A 17,146-nucleotide genomic window follows, 5' to 3' on the forward strand; every position below is an offset into this window, starting at 1 on the left:
CGATTCCCCTTTGCCAAGCAATTCGATGCGAAATGCCGATACGCGCTTATCGGAACATGTAATCGACCGGGACGGTCACCAGTTCGGGAAAGACGAACAGGATCGCGATTGCGGCAAGGTCACACAGAATGAAGGGCACCGCCGCCCGATAGATGTCATTCATCGTGGTGCCCTTGGGAGCCACTGCCTTCATCACGAAGAGCGCGCCGCCCAGTGGGGGCGAGGTCGATCCTGTCTCGATCGCGACAAGATACATCGCGGCGAACCAGATCGGATCAAACCCGAACTCACGGACAACGGGAATGAAGATCGGCAGCGTGACCAGCATGATCGGCAGCGGGCCCATGAACATGCCCAGAAAAATCACCGCTCCGAGCATGGTGAGAACAATCGCACCGTGGCTGATTTGCAAGTTGATGATGGCGTCCACCATGCCGTAGGTCGCGCCGGTGAAGGCCAAGAGCTGGGTGAAGGTGACGGCGCCTGAAACGATCAGCAAGACCATGACCGAGATGTTGGCGCTGCCGAGGATTGACTTTGAAAAGACATCCCAGGTCAGCCGTCGCTTGAGCGCGGCCAGCGCAAGAGTTGCAAAGGCCCCCGTGGCGGCGGCCTCGCTCGGCGTTGCCCAACCCAGGAAAATGACACCGACGACCGAAAAGACGACCAATCCGAGCGGCAAAATGTTGATTGCCGTCGCATGTAGTTTTTCGGACATCGGCACCGGCTCGACATCGAAGGCGGGTGCCAGATCTGGTTGCAGGTTGATTCGGACGACGATGTAGATCGTGTACAGCAAAGCCATCAGAAGGCCTGGCACGATAATGCCGATCAGGATGCGGCCGATGGACAGTTCGGCCACCACGCCCAGAACCACGGCGAGAGAGCTGGGCGGTATCATGATCGCGAGCCCGGCCGACCCGAGGATCGGACCCAGCGACATCGGTTTCTTGTAGCCGCGTTTCTCCATCTCGGGAACGAGCGAAGACCCCAGCAGGGCAATGGCCCCCATGGAATTTCCGGTCAGCGAGGAAAACAGCACGCCTCCCCCGACGGCCATGAAGGCGAGCCGACCGCGCAGCTTGCCGAACCACTTGTCCAGCGTGTCCATCAGGTCGATGGCGATGCGGGATTGGAACATGCCTTCGCCCATGATCATGAAGAGCGCAACAGGCAGCAGGGTGAAACTGGTCACCGAGTCTATGGTGTTCATCACCACCTGGCGAACGCCGGACACCCCGCCCAGAAGCAGATAGGCTCCGACCACGTTGACCGCGAGGAACGAGAACGCCACCGGCAAGCCGAGCACCATGAGAAACAGCAATGGCCCGACGACCAGTGCGATAACGTAATACCATTCCATCATTACAGGCCTTCCCGGCGGAGAGCATCAATACCCTGGAACAGGAACTGTACGCTGAGCAGCAGCATCCCGACCGGAAGCGCAAACGAGACCAGGTAACGGGGCGGGGCCATGACCGTCGCCGTCCGCACCCCGGTGTCGATCTGGTCCAGCACCACGTCGATGCCGACGATTGTGAGAATGGCACATAGCACGAAGCCGATTGTGGAATTGAGAAGCCGGACGATCACCTTCGGCCCAGTTGACAGACCGGCATAGACCAGGTCCAGCGTCACATGCTGGTTCTTTTCCAGAAGGTAGGGCGCACCGAGCAGTGTGATGTACAGCAGCGAATACTCGCTGACCTCGATCACCCAAAGCTGTGACGATCCGGTCAGCCCCCGAGACAGCACTTCGATGAAAATGATCGACGCGGCGAAAAACAGAAGCGCGGCTCCGACAATGGCCAGCCCGAGGTTCACGCGGCTAAAACCCGTCTTTATCCGGGCGTATTGGCTGAGCATCCGAGGCTCCTGATTTTGCGGAATGGGTCCACCCCGAAAGGCAGACCCCATGCAGGCCTTACGGCACGAATATCAGCGGTCCAGCATAGCCCGAAGTTCGGCGGCGACCTCTGCGCCAGCCTCATCGGCGATAACCGCCCAAGCTGAGTCCATCGCGATGGCACGCAGGCGTGTCGAGTCTTCATCGGAGAGCTCGATCACCTCGAAACCGGCAGCAGCCATTTCTTTCGCGCCGGTGGCAACATCCTCGGCCCAGATTTGGTCGATCCGAGGAGCGGCGTCATCGCGCACGAAGGTGATGATACGCTCTTGCAGGTCTTCGGGAACCTCGTTCCAGGCGTCCTCGTTGACCACGACCGGGAAACCAGCCCTATAGACGCCCGGATAGACCACATGCGTCACAACGCCCTCGAACTGTTCGGCCCAGCCGACGGTGCCGCGCATGAAGCCGTCGATTGCGCCGCGCTCCATTGCCGTGAAGATCTCGCCCATCGGCAACACCAGAGGCTCGGCCCCAAGCGCCTTCACCATGGGAAGCAGCGTCGGGAAGACCCGGATGCGAAGCCCTTCGAAGTCAGCCAGGGACGCTACGGGCTTGTTGAGGAACATGTGGAACGCAAGATCGGTCGCGGGAGCCTCTCCGAGAAGAACAAGGCCTTTTTCCGCGTGCAGTTCCGTCATGCGCTCATAATAGCCGGTGGGACGGATCTCGTCATAACGCATGAAGGACAGGTTCATCGTGGACGAGGTCGGCACAAGGCCCGAATAGTAGCTTGGGCTTGTGACAGCCATGTCGATCGCGCCGTTGCGCACAGCCTCGGCCTGGCCGAAAGGGGGCATGACTTCGGGGCCACCGCGCCAGTTGATCTGGAATTCGCCCTCGAACTTCGTGTTGATCTCATCGACCAGCATCGCGAAGCCGCGCACGATATCGGCCTGGCGCGGGGCCAGCGACACCGCATTCATCGTGATTTCTTCGGCGACCGCCGCGCCACCGAAGACCGTCATCGCGGCCGCAAAGGTCACGGATTTCAGCATGTTCATTCAGTTTCTCCCTGTTGCTTCGTATTCAGGCAAGCGCCACCGACCAGGCGTCATAGCCATAAACCCAGTCGGCGTTTCCACCTTTTTTCAGCCAGTCATTGGCCAACGAATTCTTCTGTACCTGCGCAGTGCGTGGTTTGCGCGCATCCTCGTAGCGTTGCAGCGCCGCAACGACATCCTCGGGACCGGCATCTTCCAGTGCACGCGCCAGGACGACGGCATCCTCGATCGCCATGCAGGCGCCCTGCGCCATGAAAGGCACCATCGGGTGTGCGGCATCGCCCATGATCGTCGCGTGACCCCTGGACCATTGCGGCATCGGTTCGCGGACATGCAGGGCGGATTTGGTGACCTCGCCACAGGCATCCAGCAGGGCCCGCGCATCGGGATGGAAATCTCTGTATTCGGCGCGGAGTTCCTCCACATCGCCAGGCAAGGTCCAGCCTTCCTCTGTCCAGTCCCCTTGGGGCGTGGTTGCGAATACGAAAATCTCCTGTCCCAGCGTCAGCGGGAAAGTCACGATCTGTTTGTCGGGGGTGTCGCCCCACCACTTGGTGAAAGCATCGGTATCGGGGGTATCGGGCGCCTTGTCCCTGGGGAAAACCGCGCGATAGGACACGATACCGGTAAATTTCGGATCGTCCTTGCCCCAGAGCGCGGCGCGCACAGCGGAGTGGATGCCGTCCGCGCCGATCACGACATCGAAATCGCGTCGGCTGCCATCATCGAACACGATCGTGGCACCCGTTTCGGTCAGGTCGACCGACTTGGCCGACATGCCGGGATGCACGATGTCCTCTGGCAACTGGTTCTGCAGGGCCAGCAACAGGTCGGCCCGGTGAATGGTCAGTTGCGGCGCGCCGTATTTTTCCTCGGCTGCGGCACTCATCGGAAGACGGGATGTCTCTTCGCCGGTCTTGCCGTCCCGGCTGATGCGAAAGGTCGGGCGCGCGGCGCTCTTGCGCAGGTACTCTCCCACGCCAAGCTGATCCAGCGCAAAAACTGCGTTCGGCGTCAGGTTGATATCGGCGCCGACCCGGTTGAATGCGGCCGCTCGTTCGAAGACCTCGACCTCATGCCCAACCTTGCGCAGCGCGATTGCAGCACTGAAGCCACCAATTCCACCGCCGCAGATCCCGATCCTGAGTTTAGACATCCGGTCTCCTTTCGAGTGTTCTATTTTGAACTTGTTGTTCAAATATACGCGGCAGTTTTGAACAGGTCAAGCAGAACCTTCGTCCGCGGATATGCTTTTGCGGCAAGATAAAGGAAAATCCGGCCCAAGACGCGAGGGGCCTGTTCGATTCTGCTCAATTCGTTCTATATTGAAGGCCAGCAAAAGAGAGAGGCCAAATGTCAGATAAGAACACCGACGCGACGGCCTATTCCGTTCCACCTGTGGAGCGGGCCTTGAAACTGCTGCGTCATATCGGCGACGGGCACAAGTGCGGCAATCTCAGCACCACTTCCAAGGAACTGGGAATCAACCGGACGACTCTCATCCGGCTGATCCACACGCTGGAAGCCAACCGGATGATCGAACGAATCGAAGGCGGAGCAGGATACCGGCTGAGCGTCGGCTTGATCAGCCTTGCCGCACAGGCAGTGCATGGACGCGACATTGTCCAGATCTGTCAGCCTATCCTGGCCGAATTGACCCATTCGACCGGCATGTCCGCGCATCTGGGTGTGCTGGACGGGACCGACATTGTCTACCTGAGCCGGGAGACACCCAACACGCATCTTGTCAGCAACATGCGGGCTGGATCACGCTTGCCGGCCCACGCTTCATCCAGCGGTCGGGCCTATCTGGCGGCGTTGACCGACAGCGCGATCCGCGAAGTGTTGGCTGGGGTGGAGCTGAAGGCGGCGACAGGCAAGACGCCGACCACGCTGGACGCGGTGATCGAACAGGCGCACCTGGATCGCGCCGCCGGGCTGGCCTGGAGCGAAGGCAATTTCGAGCTCGGCATCGGCTCTTGCGCAGCTGTGATCCTGGACCACAAGGGCGAACTGGCTGGCGCTATCAATGTCTCGGGACCGGAGAGCCATTTCAAGGAAGAAGGGCACAACCCGGATGGCCCGATCAAGCGCGCGGTGCTGAAGGCGGCCCGAAAGGCCTCGGCAGGACTTGGCCATGTGACGCAGGCAGATTAAGGCCAGCGCGCCCACCCCAGCGGCGCGCCAGAATGGTCTTCATAGATCGATTTCTGGCGCTGATAGGCGCGCAGGCCCGCCCTGCCCTTTTCACGCCCCATGCCGCTTGCCCCGTCACCGCCGAAGGGGGTGGTGATCGAGAACTGCTTGTATGTATTGACCCAAACCGTCCCGGCCCGGATCGCGCGTGCCACCCGCCAGCACTTGCGATGGTCGCGCGACCAGATGCCGCAGGCGAGCCCGTAGTCATTGTCATTGGACATCGCGATCACGTCATCTTCGTCGTCAAACGGCAGGACGACAAGGACAGGACCAAAGATCTCCTCTCGGCAGGTGCGGGCGCTGTTGTCCAGACCCGCAATGATGGTCGGCCGGTAATAGGCACCATCATCCAGACCCACACCTTCGGGACGCGCGCCCCCGGTCAGGATCTCGCCGCCCTCATCCAACGCCTGCTGGACATAGCCTTCGACCGCTTCACGATGATCGGCATGGACCATCGATGACACCTGCGTGTCCGCGTCGAACGGATGGCCGATTTTCAGCGCCTTGGTCGCCTGCACCAGCTTGGCGACGAACCTGTCGAAGATGCTGCGCTGCACAAAGAGGCGTGACCCGGCGATGCAGCTTTGTCCGGTTGACGAAAAAATCCCGAAGAGCACCCCGGCGATGGCCTGATCCTCGTCACAATCCTCGAACACGATTGTCGGGGACTTCCCGCCAAGTTCCAGAGAAATCGGCATCAGCTTTTCAGCGGCGACATGGGCCAGGTGACGCCCCGTCGACGTGCCACCGGTGAACGACACCTTGCCGATCTCGGGATGTTCGACCAGCAGGTTGCCGACGTCGCGCCCCGATCCCGGCAGCACTGAAAACAGCCCCTTGGGCAGGCCCGCCTGCTCGATGATCCGCGCTAGTTCCAGGCTGATGATCGGAGACCAGCTGGCCGGCTTCAATAGAACCGCGTTTCCCGCCGCCAGCGCCGGGGCGGCCTTTTGCGCGTCGGACGCGATAGGGGAATTCCATGGCGTGATTGCAGCGACAAGCCCGATCGGATCGTGGACAGAGTATGTCTGGTAGTCGCCTCGGGAAGCGGTCATCAGGTCGTCTGAGGTTTCCAGAACCGCCCCGAAATAGCGAAAGGTCGCGGCGGCGGATGCGACAAGCGCCCGCGCTTCGGTGCGGGTCTTGCTGGTGTCGCGACTTTGCAGCCAGGACAACCGGTCGACCTCCGCCGCGATCGCCTCGGAAATCCGGTACAGGTAGGTGGCGCGCTCATGCGGTTTCAGGTCACGCCATGCTGGATCGGACTGAGCCGCTTTGGCCCGGTCGATGGCCGTCAGAACATCCTCGCGCGACGCGCCCTTGAACGCCATGTTCTCCGTGCCCTCGGCAGCAAAGACCGACACGATCTCTGCCCCGGTGCCGGCCTGCCATTCGCCCCCCACAAAGAGGTGCCCGTTCGGAAAGGAATGCGTCATCGTTACCTCGTCAGATGATGATGGCCGCGCTGCGGTTCAAAACGACACGCGCCAGGCTGTAGGCCGTTGAAAGCGACGTCTTCGGGTTCAAGTGTGACGCCCTGCCGGCCAACCGTAGGGAAAAATCCATCGCCTCGGATACGACCCACACTTCGTGGGTGTTGGCAATTGCAAGCGGATCCGCGATCAACCGCACACGGGTCTCGTCCAGCCCTGCACCAGCAAGCGCGACGGTCGCGGCGACATTGGCGTTCTTTGGGAAGGTCAACGCGGCTTCGCGCGCAGTGCCTTCAAAGAAGACCGCTTCCTCCGTTAGCGACTCCAGGTCGAGGCGGTTCTCCGCATCGGTGCCTTTCCAGGCGGCGGGCGGCTTGCGCCCGATATAGGTAACCTCGTGCAGCCCCGAGAGCCGCGCCGCACCCAGCGCATCAAGCCCACCGACGGCACCGGCAGGGATGATGAGCTGAGCAGAACCTGACCGGGCGGCCCCCTGCAAGCGGTCGTGGAGATGCGCGTCGGCGAGCGACCCGACCGATGCAAGCAACAGATCGGTCCCGCCCGACAGCACTTGCGCGCCAAAGGCCGAGACCGCGGAGTGCCCTGCGCACTCAACGACCAGATCGGGCCGCGACGCCAGCAGATCGGGAAGCTGCGTATGCACGGTGAACGCCACAGCATGGGTTGCGCACATGGCGTCGAGCCGCTCTGCCGTCTGCTCAACCTGCGTTGCGCGGACGAGTACCGACAGCGTGCCCATCGCCGTCTTCGGCTGCGCTATCAGTGTTTCGACCAGTGTCTGGCCGATCGCGCCAAATCCGATCAAGGCGAGATGCTGCATCAGGTCCTGCTTCCCGCCGCCCCGGCGGGTGGTCCGGCGAAGGCCTCGGCGAAGGGACCTATGGAGACCATGTCGACCTCGACCACAACCGGGCCGTCCCGCCTCATGCTGGTATCGAACGTGTCCGCGAACGCCTCGATATCGGTAACCTTCATGTGCGGCATGTCGATCGCCTCGCATAGTTTGGCGAAATCGGGCGTCTTGAGCGCCGAGTAATGACGCCGCCCGTCGTATTGAGCGTCCTGAATGTTCTCGATTACGCCGTAGGCGGTGTCGTTCATCAACACGAAGGTCACGTTGAGATTTTCGTCGACCGCCGTGATCAGTTCGGCGATGCCCAGCATCGCCCCGCCATCACCAAGCAGCGTCACGGTGCGGGCGTCGGCAGAAGCAAGCGCCGCACCGCACCCCATTGCAATCCCCTGCCCGATCCCTCCGCCCAAGGCATGCACACCAAGGTTCGGGGTCGCGATCTGGACATACCGATTGCCGAATGTCGAGTTCGAGATCGTCACATCCCGCACCCAGGGATGGGCGCCCGCCGGGACCACGGACAACAGGTGGTCGGCCACCATCTGGTAAGGCCCCAGACGGGTGCGCAGCGCACCTTCGGATTTCGCGCGCGCCACAGAAATGTCGAACGCGAGTTGCGGATCGACCGCCAGCGTTTCGGGAAGGCGGTCAAGAAGACCCTGCAACGCCAAGCCCGCATCCGCGTGCAGGAACAGGTCCACCGGGTAATTGCGCCCACATTGGGTGGGTTCCGCGTCGATCTGCACCAGTGGCTTGGGCAGCACCATCTTGTTGTTCATGGTCTCGTTGCCGCGCAGGCGGGATCCGACGACGATCATCAGGTCACAGTTCGCGTAGATCTCGCGCGCTTCAGGCGTCATGTTGAAGGCCCCCAGCGTCGCAGGACTGTCTTCAGGAACCACGGCGCGTCCCTGGGTCGAGGTAACGACACCGAACCCGCGCGCCACCAGAGCTTTTGCTTCCGCCGAAGCGCCCCGCGCACCGCCGCCCAACCAGAGCATCGGACGTCGCGCGGCCTTCACCATTTCGGCCAACCGGTCGAGCTGCGCGTCGGCGGCTCGGGGCAAGGATGGTACCGTCGGCGAAAGATCGAACGAGGTCACGGAGGCAAGGCGTTGCACATCCACCGGAATTTCCAGGCTGACCGGTCCGGTCGGCGGCGTGCAGGCCGCGCGGATCGCGGCATCAAGCGTGCCAATCGCGGATTTCTCGTCCCAGACCCGGAAATAGGCCTTGGACACGCCTTTCAGCATTTCCGGCTGTTTCGGCACGTCATGGATGGCGGCGCGGTCGCGGTCCATGAATTCGCGGTCGACCTGGGTCGTGATATGCAACAATCGGCTACCGGCGGTCAGAGCCTCGGCCTGGCCACCAGCCGCGTTGCCCGCCGCCGTACCGGTCGACGTGAGCACGACCCCCAACTGCCCCGAAACCCGCGAAAACGCATCCGCCATGTTCATTGCGCCGGCTTCGCCACGCGCGGGCACAAAACGGATGCGCCCCTGTTCGGCGATCCCGTCGAGGATCGGCATGTTGTGGATCGAAATCACCCCGAACACGGTTGTAACACCGGCATCCGCAAGGCTTCGGGCAATCTGGTAGCCAACGGTTTCAGTCATGATCGGACTTTCATTCTTATTGTTCAGTCAAACAAAACGGGACACGCCGCCGGAGATCTCCAGTCGTGCCCCAGTCACATAGCTGGCGGCGGGAGAGGCGAGGAAGACCAACGCGCGCGCTGCTTCCTCTGCCTGGCCAAGGCGGCCAAGCGGGATGGATTTGCGCCGGGCCAGATCGGCGAACCAATCCTCGCGGGACTGGGTCTGGTCTTCGCGCGCCTCGAACCGGCGCTGCCACTGGTTGCTGTCGACCAGCCCCAGCAGAATCGAATTGACCCGGATCTCGGGGGCCAGTTCGGTTGCAAGCGATTTCAGAAGGCTCTGCACTCCGGCGCGCGCCGCAGACGTGCAGACCATGTGCGGTTCCGGCTGATAGGCAAGCAGCGAGTTGACGGCGGTGATCGACCCGACGGGACTATGCCGCAACTGGGCTTCGAAGGCACGGATCGGGTGGATCTGGGAAAAGAACTTCAGCTCCAGCTCATCGTGCCAATCCGAATCCGTTGTATCGGCATAGGTGGACATCCGTCCCTGCCCGGCATTGGTGATCAGGGCATCACAGCCGCCGAAGCGCTCGGCAACCTCGTCGGCAAACGCGACATTGGCCTCGGGCTCGAGGACCGAAAAGGCTCGTGCGCAGATCCGGCCTTCGCCATATTCCGCGGCCAGTTCTGCGGCCACGGCGTCCAGCCGCTCGGCACCGCGGGCACAGAAAGCAACATGCGCTCCCTCTTCCAGCGCATGACGAACCGTGGCCAGACCAATCCCCGACGAGCCGCCGGTGACGACGACCGTCCTGTTCTTCAATCCAAGATCCATGCGTCAGTCTTTCCGCAGCTCCGGGAACCCCGGATCGGGTCGCCCGGCCATGACCGTGCGCTGTGCCGGGGTCGGCGGGCCTGCGGTCATCCAGCGGTCCATCGCTTCGGGGTCGGTGCGCGACCAGACCTTCGCCTCGTGAGTCGTTTCGTCGATCTGCTGAAGTTCGGACGTGAACTCGATGACGTAACCCGAGGGCGAGACGAAATAGGCGAACGGATTGTTGCCCGGTCCGTGCCGTCCCGGCCCCCAGCTGGGCACCTGGCCCTTCTGTTTCATCCGTCCGATCCCACGCATGAAACTGTCGAGATCCGGCATTTCAAAGGCGACGTGATTGACCGACGGATACTGGGCGCGGACAAGAGCGATCGAATGGTGGTCGCGGTTGCAGCGCAGGAACACCATCATATCGGCAGAATAATCGCTGGCGCGGAAGCCCAGAACGTCCTTGTACCATGCCTCCAGCCCATCCATGTCGGGCGTGTTCAGCACCACGTGGGACACCTTGCGCGGATAGGCATAGACGTCTTCGGGTTCGTTCATCTCGAGGTCCGTGGTGAAGCGAAGACGCCGGTTGTCCGGGTCAAGCAGTTCGAAACCGTAGCCACCGATCGCATCGTCGAACAGTCCGGGCTTTCCCAGAACGGGCGCACCCTTCGCTGTCACATGTGCATAAAGCGTGTTCATCTCGTCCCGGTCGTTCATGCCGAAATGCACGTATTCGATACCGTAAGTGTCCCCGTCCTTGAGCCCATAGATGAAAGGCTCCGCCCCGGTTCCCCGCAGATAGGTTATGCCCGGCTCGGACTTGGCGACCTGTAGGCCCCACAGTTCCGTATAAAACTCGGCCGTGTCCGTCATACCCGGAGCGCGCATCACGATGCCACGCAGGAATCCGGCCCTTACAGGATCGGTCATGTCAGTCCTCCCTCGATTACGTCAGCGCCGGCCGCCCCATCCGCTGTCGAAAATGCGATCACGGCGTTGGCAAAGTCTTTCGGCTTTTGCAGATATACCGCATGCCCGGCCTGATCGATCCGGACAATCCTTGGGCTCTGACCATTTGCCCTGCCCCAAGCGACGGCTGTGTCGAGAGTCTGCTGCTCCGGCGTCACGCGATCATTGATTCCAATTATAAAGTCAGTCGGCAAACGGACCCGACTCATCATCTCCGGCAGATCACCCGACGCCAGCATTCGAACCGCCTGCGCGTAGCCGCCCCTGTCCACCGCGGACATCGCGTTGCGCACGGCGTTGACGATATCGGGATTCAAACGCGGCTCGAACACCAGACGTGGGGCGCGTTCGGCGGCAAAGGCGTCGGCTCCAAGCAACTCGAGCTCCTCGATGCGGGCACCGACATTGCCGGGAAGCTTGCCCCGTTTGGGCACCTTGTAGCCAGTGGCACAGGACGCCAGGATCATCTGCTCGATCCGATCGCCGTGGCGCATCGCGAAGGCACCTGCGATCAGCGTACCCAAAGAATGCCCGATCAGCACCACCCGTTCGAGGCCCAGCCGATCCAGAAGCGCGGTCAATGCGTCGGCATAATCGGATGCCTCGGGCCAAGTGGCCGCAAGGGGGCGCGATCCGCCATAGCCCGGAGCGTTCCAGGCAATCAGGCGCGCATCTTCAGGCATATGGTCAAAAACGGAGACGAAAGAAGACGCGTTTGACCCGATACCATGAAGAAACACAAACACACGGCCCGGTCCGGGACGTTCGAGGCAAGTGATGCCGCCGCTGGTGATCTCTGCACAGCCTGTCATCGCTTGATCGTGGCCATCAGGTGATCTTCGGAATAGGTGTGCGTCACCGGCGTGAGGCTGGCTATCGTCACGAACATCAGTGCTTCTTCGAACCCGTTGTTGTGCAACCCGCAATAGGCTCCCGCAGGAACGGATGCGATATCGCGCTCAATCGGGACAGCAGCAACCTTTTCGCCCAGGCGTTCAACGGACAGGCACCCCTTGCCGCCCTTGGGGATGAAGAAGGCCTCCTCGGAATTGCGATGGACCTGCGACGACCCTTCGCATGGCACAGGAAGCACCATCGTCGAAAAGGTGAAATGCTCGCCCGGAACCTTATTGTCACCGCCCAAAACGCGCGTGGCCCCCGTCCCAATAAAACGCGTCTGCGCATACATGTTTTTCGGGTCGCGATTGACCTGGAACCTCAGCGCGCTCCGGTCGGCCAGTGCTTTGGCATTGGGGATGACAACATCCCTGGGTTTGATCGAGGAGAACGTTTCCGGGGTGGCCATGTGATCTCTTCTTGTTCTATTGTGAACATTATGTTCATATTAGAATTGCAGCGCGCTTTATCAGTGTCAACACCTAAGAACAGAATTTCGTGATCCGTTCCGTTCCAAAGCACTCCGAGACCCAGTTGGGGGAGTGGGTAAACCCTGGTGGTCGACGTGTTAGTGTAAGGGGTTCAGAACAAGACCTGGGTTCTCAGGTCAGTTCCATGTCCCAAACCTATGGCAAGGGAAGGTGAAGACCGCCGCGACACACATCACGGTTCTCATAATCGGCTGTGGCCGGTTGCGCGCCGAAACCAGAGACTCTGCGCAGCAGACAGCCGCGTCAACGCGCGATGTCAGGAACTCGACACATATCTTCCCAACAATTTTGACGCGCTGCCAGACTATGGTCGTCGCCATCGAAACGGACTCGCAATCTCTTCATCATGTGCGGAAGGTTGCGTCGATGACATTGGAAACACCCGTATGGCGAAAAGACGCCGCATGAGATGGTTCCCAAGCGGGTGTGCATCGCGTCGTTGTTACAAGAGTTGCGGTTCCAGAGGGAAGACGTTCCGTCTCGCAGATCGCAGCCAGACCACCAACCTTTGCACACTCCCTCATCCGAGTCTTGCCTCAAGTGGCGGCACCGGTTGCCAATGGCGATTGGGCGTCGGTTTTTACCTGATCGTTCACATGGCAAATCACAGCCTCGGAATTGGGATCAAAATAGTGGGAGTCCGCTGCAGGGATGGATACTTGCACGTCTTGACCTGCCCTTAAATTCTGAGAGTCGCTCGCGACGGCGGTCCAGGTTTGGTTTCGTGCCTCCAGGTGCAAGATGGTTTCGGTTCCCAGTTCCTCGACCGAGCCGATTTGCGCAGCGAAAACAGTCCCGGTTTCGTGCGCAATAGAGGTGCCCGCTTGGGATACTGCAAGATACTGAGGGCGCACACCGAAGACGACCTCTTTGCCCAAATAAGGGCGCAGTTCTTCTGCGCAGGCGTCCGGAACGCCATGCACCAGATCACCAATCCGCAGCTCCAAACTGGCGCCCTCTGCCTGTGTCAACGTTCCACTATGCAGGTTCATACTGGGCGAGCCGATAAAGCTGGCCGAAAACACGGAATTGGGACTATGAAACACCTCCAAGGGAGTACCAAATTGAACCAGCTCACCCTTGTTCAGGATTGCGATCTTGTCGCCCATGGTCATTGCTTCTACTTGGTCATGGGTTACGTAGATCATTGTCGTTCCAAGCTTCTGGTGCAGTTTGATCAACTCCGACCGCATTTTGACGCGCAAATGGGCGTCTAGATTGCTGAGCGGTTCATCGAACAGAAATACCTTGGGGTCGCGCACCATCGCCCGACCCACTGCAACTCGTTGTCGCTGACCTCCGGACAACTGACTGGGTTTTCGACTCAGGAGATCCTGCATACCAAGTATCTCGGCGGCTTCTGCGATCGCCTCGCTGATCCGCTGCTCGGTTTGACGTCGCATCCTGAGCCCAAAGGCCATATTGTCGTAGACAGTCTTATCGGGGTAAAGCGCGTAATTCTGGAACACCATGGCGATGTCCCGATCTTTGGGATGCACATCGTTTACTCGGTTCGCATCAATCTCGATGTCGCCACCGGTTACTGTCTCGAGCCCGGCGATCATTCTCAGAAGAGTCGACTTTCCGCAACCGGAGGGCCCGAGCAGCACGAGGAAGTCTCCCTGCTCCATGTCCAGATTGATCTGGTTCAGAACCCGGACAGATCCAAAGGATTTTTTGATGTTCTTAAGGCTTACGAAGGCCACAATACTTTCCCCTAGTTAACCCTTGACGGCGCCGTTGGTCATGCCTTGCACAAGGTGTTTTTGGGCAAAAAGCATGAAGACGAGGATCGGCAGCATGATCCCGATCGCGCCGGCGGCTGAAAGGGACCAGTAATTGATGTCTTCTGCACCGTATTCGGCAATAGCTACCGGAAGGGTCTTGGTGTCTGATCCGGTCAGGACCAAGGCAAACAGAAACTCGTTATAGGCAAGAAGCAGGCTAAACAAAGTTGTAACGACCAATCCGGGCTTCGCGACCGGAAGTATGACCTTGGTGAAGACCTGCCAGTCGTTGCAGCCGTCGATCCGCGCCGCCTCGTCGATTTCGATCGGGACATCGACCAGGAAACTACGCATCAGCCATATGGTAAACGGCTGATTTACGGCCACAATGGCTAATATCATTAGCGGGAAGCTGTCGATCATATTTAGAAAATTGTCCATTACAAAAAAGGGCATCGCCAGCAAGATGTGCGGAAACATGCGTATCGTCAGAAGGCCAAACAGGATCGAGCGTGTGTAGCGTGTCCGGATGCGCGACAATGAGTAGGCTGCCATTGTCCCGATCGGAACCGATATGAAGACCACGCCCACCGCTATTACAGCGCTATTGATCAAGTAACGCCAGAATTCACGATCGACCCAGATAGCGTAGTGGTGCTCGAACGTCGGATCAAAGATCAACTTCGGAGGGATCGAGAAGGCATCGACGGGCTGCTTGAAGGAGGTCAGGAAAGCCCAGAGGACCGGAACCAGATTGAAAAAGGTGAAGAAACAAAGCGCGAGAAACAGCAGCCATTGCGTACTCATACGATCATTCATCAGAAGGCACCCCGTTCCTTTCGGTACATGATCCACATGATCGCGCCCACTGAACCCGCTATCACAAGCAAAGTGAGCACGCCCAAGGCCGATGCCTTGCCGATTTGCAGCATGCGAAAGCCCAACTGGTAAGTGTAAATCGTGATCGTTTCGGTGGCTGTCCCGGGCCCGCCTCTGGTCAGAACGTAGATGGAATCAAAGAATCGGAAGGCATCCATCGTCCTGATCGCGAGGACGAACAGGATCAGCGGTTTGAGTGCAGGAAGAATAATGTGCCAAAGAAGCTTCCAACCCGAAGCGCCGTCAATGACGGCGGCCTCCAGAAGGTTGCGGTCCATGCTTTGCAAGCCTGCAAAAAGCACGAGCATGATCAACGGTGTAAATTTCCAGCTGTCAGCGATGATAACAGTGAAAACTGCCATGGTCGGATTGCCAAGCCAGTCCGGAGGGTAGATGCCGATACTGGCCAGCGTCGCGTCAATGAGGCCCCAACGTCCGACGAACATCCAGCGCAGAAACAATGCTCCAACGACGGGCGTGATGATGTGCGGCAAGAAATTCAGGACAAGAAACGCCTTTGGTCGGATCGTTAGGCGATAAAGGGCCAGAGCCAGTGTAAGGCCCACAACGAATTGAAGCCCGACTGCGCCGATCACGATCACAAAGGTCTTTCCCATCGATGACCAGAAACGCGACTCGGACAAAAGATCTGCGTAATTCGCCAAACCGATGAAGTGCTTTTCACCGTCCGCGAGATAGTAATCGAAAAGGCTGAGATAAACGGCGTATCCGAGAGGGAAGAAAAGTACTGCTCCCAAGAGTGCGGCGCTTGGCAGAAGAAAGAAAATCAGGCTTCGAGTCCAGTTCATTTCAAACCTGCCAAGCACCGCATTCGGTTTCGATCACACAAGATCTATTGAAATCAGTAGTAGCCGTTCATCGAGAGCAGTTCTTCCGTTTCCGCAGCCGCCCTGTCCATCGCTTCCTGCACCGGCAGTTCGCCGGTCACGGCCTGAAGCACGTAGCGGGTTACGATGTCACCCACCTCGAGGAACTCGGGAAGTTCCGGGAAGGGTTTGCCAACGTCGATCGATTTGAGCGCGGCATCGTAGTAGCGGTATTTTTCCTGCAATTCAGGATCCTGGATCAGCGACCGACGGGGCGGCATCGTCATGGATGCAGCTGTGCGCATATTTTCCTGGTTGCTGGCGACTGCCATCATTTCGAACAGCTTTTCTTTGTCGAGAGAGGAAAACTTGGAAATCGCGTATCCGGAAATGCTGACGCGCGCGCCACCCTGCGGAGGTTGCGAAAAGCCGATCTCGTCGACCACACGAGACTGGTTGGGGTCGTCCATTGCGCCTGCGCGGGTCAACCACTGCAAACCCATAGCGGCAAAACCCTGCTGAAATGCCACAGTTGATTCATCATTGGAATGGGACGTGAATCCGCGAGGCGCGTACTGCGACATTGCCTTCAAGGTTTCGATGGCTTTAATACCGTTTGCGTTGTTGAAGATCGGTTTGAAATTTTCGTCAAACCAGCCGTCGCCAATCGAGTTAAGGTACCAGTGTGTCTCGTTCAGCGCGCCATCGACAGGTTTAAGGGTCATGGTTGTGCCCGAAAGCGCCGGAGAATTGAATTGTTTCGCCGCAGCCAAGTATTCATCAAAGGTTTGTGGTGGCTGAAGCCCGTTCTCCGCAAAGAGGTCCTTGCGATAGAAGAACATCATCGCGTTGGTCTGAAACGGTACGGCATAGAGCTTGCCGTCGTAGCGTAACGCGTCAAGCACCGGTTCCGGGAAGTCGGCAAGGTTATATTCTTCCTTGTAGGCCTCCCAGTAGTCGTCGAGCGGTTCGAGCCAACCAGCTTTTGCAAAACGCAACAGTGCCGGTCCATTCACATAGATGATGTCCAGCCCGTCGGAACCGGACGAGAGCGTGATTGTAGATTTCTCTTGCTGTTGGTCGATCGGCATCAGTGTGACGTCGGCCGGCATATCCGGCAGCGCCTCGGCCATCTTGCTGGTATAGAATTCGAGCGCTGGATGGCGGTGACTTATGATCTGCGCTTCCTGTGCCATGACCCCTGATGAGACCGACGTCAGGGTTCCCGCAAGGATTCCTGCCGAAATCGTGGCTACAGTTTTCATGTTGAAATCGTATTTCATGGCTAACTCCTCCCCGAAGTTATTTTTTTGCGCCCAGAGCAGCAAAGGGCACCGCTCCCAAGCCTCCCGATGCTCCAATGGGACTTTTGGCAGCGACACTCTTTTCTACTAGCGCGCCGACCGCTTTGTCAACATTTCATGGCTATGACTTTCGTTTTCGTCCAAAAGACGTATTTTTGTTGACAAAATATCCAGAGAGTACGAAATATTCCCAACCATAGTGTATTC

Annotated in this window: 16 protein-coding genes and 1 pseudogene; 2 read left to right on the forward strand and 15 right to left on the reverse strand. The window is 59.2% G+C overall.

Annotation, left to right across the window (positions count from 1 at the left end; all coding sequences use genetic code 11):
- Positions 1-46: 46 nt before the first annotated feature.
- The 4 genes from ACTIEN_RS10000 to ACTIEN_RS10015 all read right to left on the reverse strand — a co-directional run bounded on the left by ACTIEN_RS10000 (position 47) and on the right by ACTIEN_RS10015 (position 4,066).
- Positions 47-1,366, reverse strand: a complete 1,320-nt coding sequence (locus tag ACTIEN_RS10000) for a TRAP transporter large permease (RefSeq protein ID WP_439522990.1) — start codon at positions 1,364-1,366, stop codon at positions 47-49.
- Complete coding sequence (locus ACTIEN_RS10005; RefSeq protein WP_439522991.1) at positions 1,366-1,866, reverse strand: TRAP transporter small permease; 501 nt, start codon at positions 1,864-1,866, stop codon at positions 1,366-1,368. The genes ACTIEN_RS10000 and ACTIEN_RS10005 overlap by 1 nt, the downstream gene beginning before the upstream one ends.
- Positions 1,867-1,938: 72 nt before the next feature.
- The gene (dctP, locus tag ACTIEN_RS10010; RefSeq protein WP_439522992.1) at positions 1,939-2,910 is read right to left on the reverse strand and encodes a TRAP transporter substrate-binding protein DctP; all 972 of its coding nucleotides are present in this window, start codon (positions 2,908-2,910) and stop codon (positions 1,939-1,941) included.
- 25 nt (positions 2,911-2,935) lie between these two features.
- Positions 2,936-4,066, reverse strand: a complete 1,131-nt coding sequence (locus ACTIEN_RS10015; RefSeq protein ID WP_439522993.1) for an FAD-dependent monooxygenase — start codon at positions 4,064-4,066, stop codon at positions 2,936-2,938.
- A 197-nt stretch (positions 4,067-4,263) separates the two neighbouring features.
- On the opposite strand from ACTIEN_RS10015, the gene ACTIEN_RS10020 reads away from it, so the two are divergent.
- Positions 4,264-5,067, forward strand: a complete 804-nt coding sequence (locus tag ACTIEN_RS10020; RefSeq protein ID WP_439522994.1) for an IclR family transcriptional regulator — start codon at positions 4,264-4,266, stop codon at positions 5,065-5,067.
- Here ACTIEN_RS10020 and ACTIEN_RS10025 read toward each other — a convergent pair.
- The 7 genes from ACTIEN_RS10025 to ACTIEN_RS10055 are packed head-to-tail and all read right to left on the reverse strand — an operon-like array spanning position 5,064 to position 12,120.
- Positions 5,064-6,548, reverse strand: a complete 1,485-nt coding sequence (locus tag ACTIEN_RS10025; protein ID WP_439522995.1) for an aldehyde dehydrogenase family protein — start codon at positions 6,546-6,548, stop codon at positions 5,064-5,066. The genes ACTIEN_RS10020 and ACTIEN_RS10025 overlap by 4 nt on opposite strands.
- 10 nt (positions 6,549-6,558) lie before the next feature.
- A complete protein-coding gene (locus ACTIEN_RS10030; RefSeq protein WP_439522996.1) occupies positions 6,559-7,386 on the reverse strand; it encodes an aspartate dehydrogenase in 828 nt (275 codons plus the stop codon).
- The gene (locus ACTIEN_RS10035; RefSeq protein ID WP_439522997.1) at positions 7,386-9,038 is read right to left on the reverse strand and encodes a thiamine pyrophosphate-binding protein; all 1,653 of its coding nucleotides are present in this window, start codon (positions 9,036-9,038) and stop codon (positions 7,386-7,388) included. The genes ACTIEN_RS10030 and ACTIEN_RS10035 overlap by 1 nt, the downstream gene beginning before the upstream one ends.
- Positions 9,039-9,065: 27 nt before the next feature.
- Positions 9,066-9,857 carry an SDR family oxidoreductase gene (locus tag ACTIEN_RS10040; RefSeq protein WP_439522998.1) on the reverse strand — a complete coding sequence of 264 codons (792 nt, stop codon included), beginning with the start codon at positions 9,855-9,857 and terminating at the stop codon, positions 9,066-9,068.
- A 3-nt stretch (positions 9,858-9,860) separates the two neighbouring features.
- Positions 9,861-10,775 carry a VOC family protein gene (locus ACTIEN_RS10045; RefSeq protein WP_439522999.1) on the reverse strand — a complete coding sequence of 305 codons (915 nt, stop codon included), beginning with the start codon at positions 10,773-10,775 and terminating at the stop codon, positions 9,861-9,863.
- Positions 10,772-11,626, reverse strand: coding sequence for an alpha/beta fold hydrolase (locus tag ACTIEN_RS10050; protein ID WP_439523000.1), 855 nt, complete (start codon positions 11,624-11,626; stop codon positions 10,772-10,774). The genes ACTIEN_RS10045 and ACTIEN_RS10050 overlap by 4 nt, the downstream gene beginning before the upstream one ends.
- Entirely contained in the window at positions 11,623-12,120 is a 498-nt protein-coding gene (locus ACTIEN_RS10055) for a hypothetical protein (protein ID WP_439523001.1), read from the reverse strand. Before ACTIEN_RS10055 ends, ACTIEN_RS10050 begins: the two co-directional genes overlap by 4 nt.
- 217 nt (positions 12,121-12,337) lie before the next feature.
- Here ACTIEN_RS10055 and ACTIEN_RS10060 point away from each other — a divergent pair.
- Positions 12,338-12,697, forward strand: a pseudogene (locus ACTIEN_RS10060) (ISKra4 family transposase); the annotation flags it as partial.
- Positions 12,698-12,738: 41 nt separating this feature from the next.
- On the opposite strand, the gene ACTIEN_RS10065 reads toward ACTIEN_RS10060, so the two are convergent.
- The 4 genes from ACTIEN_RS10065 to ACTIEN_RS10080 are packed head-to-tail and all read right to left on the reverse strand — an operon-like array spanning position 12,739 to position 16,918.
- A complete protein-coding gene (locus ACTIEN_RS10065) occupies positions 12,739-13,908 on the reverse strand; it encodes an ABC transporter ATP-binding protein (protein ID WP_439523002.1) in 1,170 nt (389 codons plus the stop codon).
- 15 nt (positions 13,909-13,923) lie between these two features.
- Positions 13,924-14,748 carry a carbohydrate ABC transporter permease gene (locus tag ACTIEN_RS10070; protein ID WP_439523003.1) on the reverse strand — a complete coding sequence of 275 codons (825 nt, stop codon included), beginning with the start codon at positions 14,746-14,748 and terminating at the stop codon, positions 13,924-13,926.
- Positions 14,748-15,617, reverse strand: coding sequence for a carbohydrate ABC transporter permease (locus ACTIEN_RS10075; protein ID WP_439523004.1), 870 nt, complete (start codon positions 15,615-15,617; stop codon positions 14,748-14,750). The genes ACTIEN_RS10070 and ACTIEN_RS10075 overlap by 1 nt, the downstream gene beginning before the upstream one ends.
- Before the next feature lie 53 nt (positions 15,618-15,670).
- Positions 15,671-16,918: an extracellular solute-binding protein gene (locus tag ACTIEN_RS10080; protein WP_439523005.1), complete on the reverse strand. Its 1,248-nt coding sequence runs from the start codon at positions 16,916-16,918 to the stop codon at positions 15,671-15,673.
- Positions 16,919-17,146 lie beyond the last annotated feature (228 nt).

The organism is Marivita sp., from assembly GCF_051859345.1.
Classification (GTDB): Bacteria; Pseudomonadota; Alphaproteobacteria; order Rhodobacterales; family Rhodobacteraceae; genus Marivita.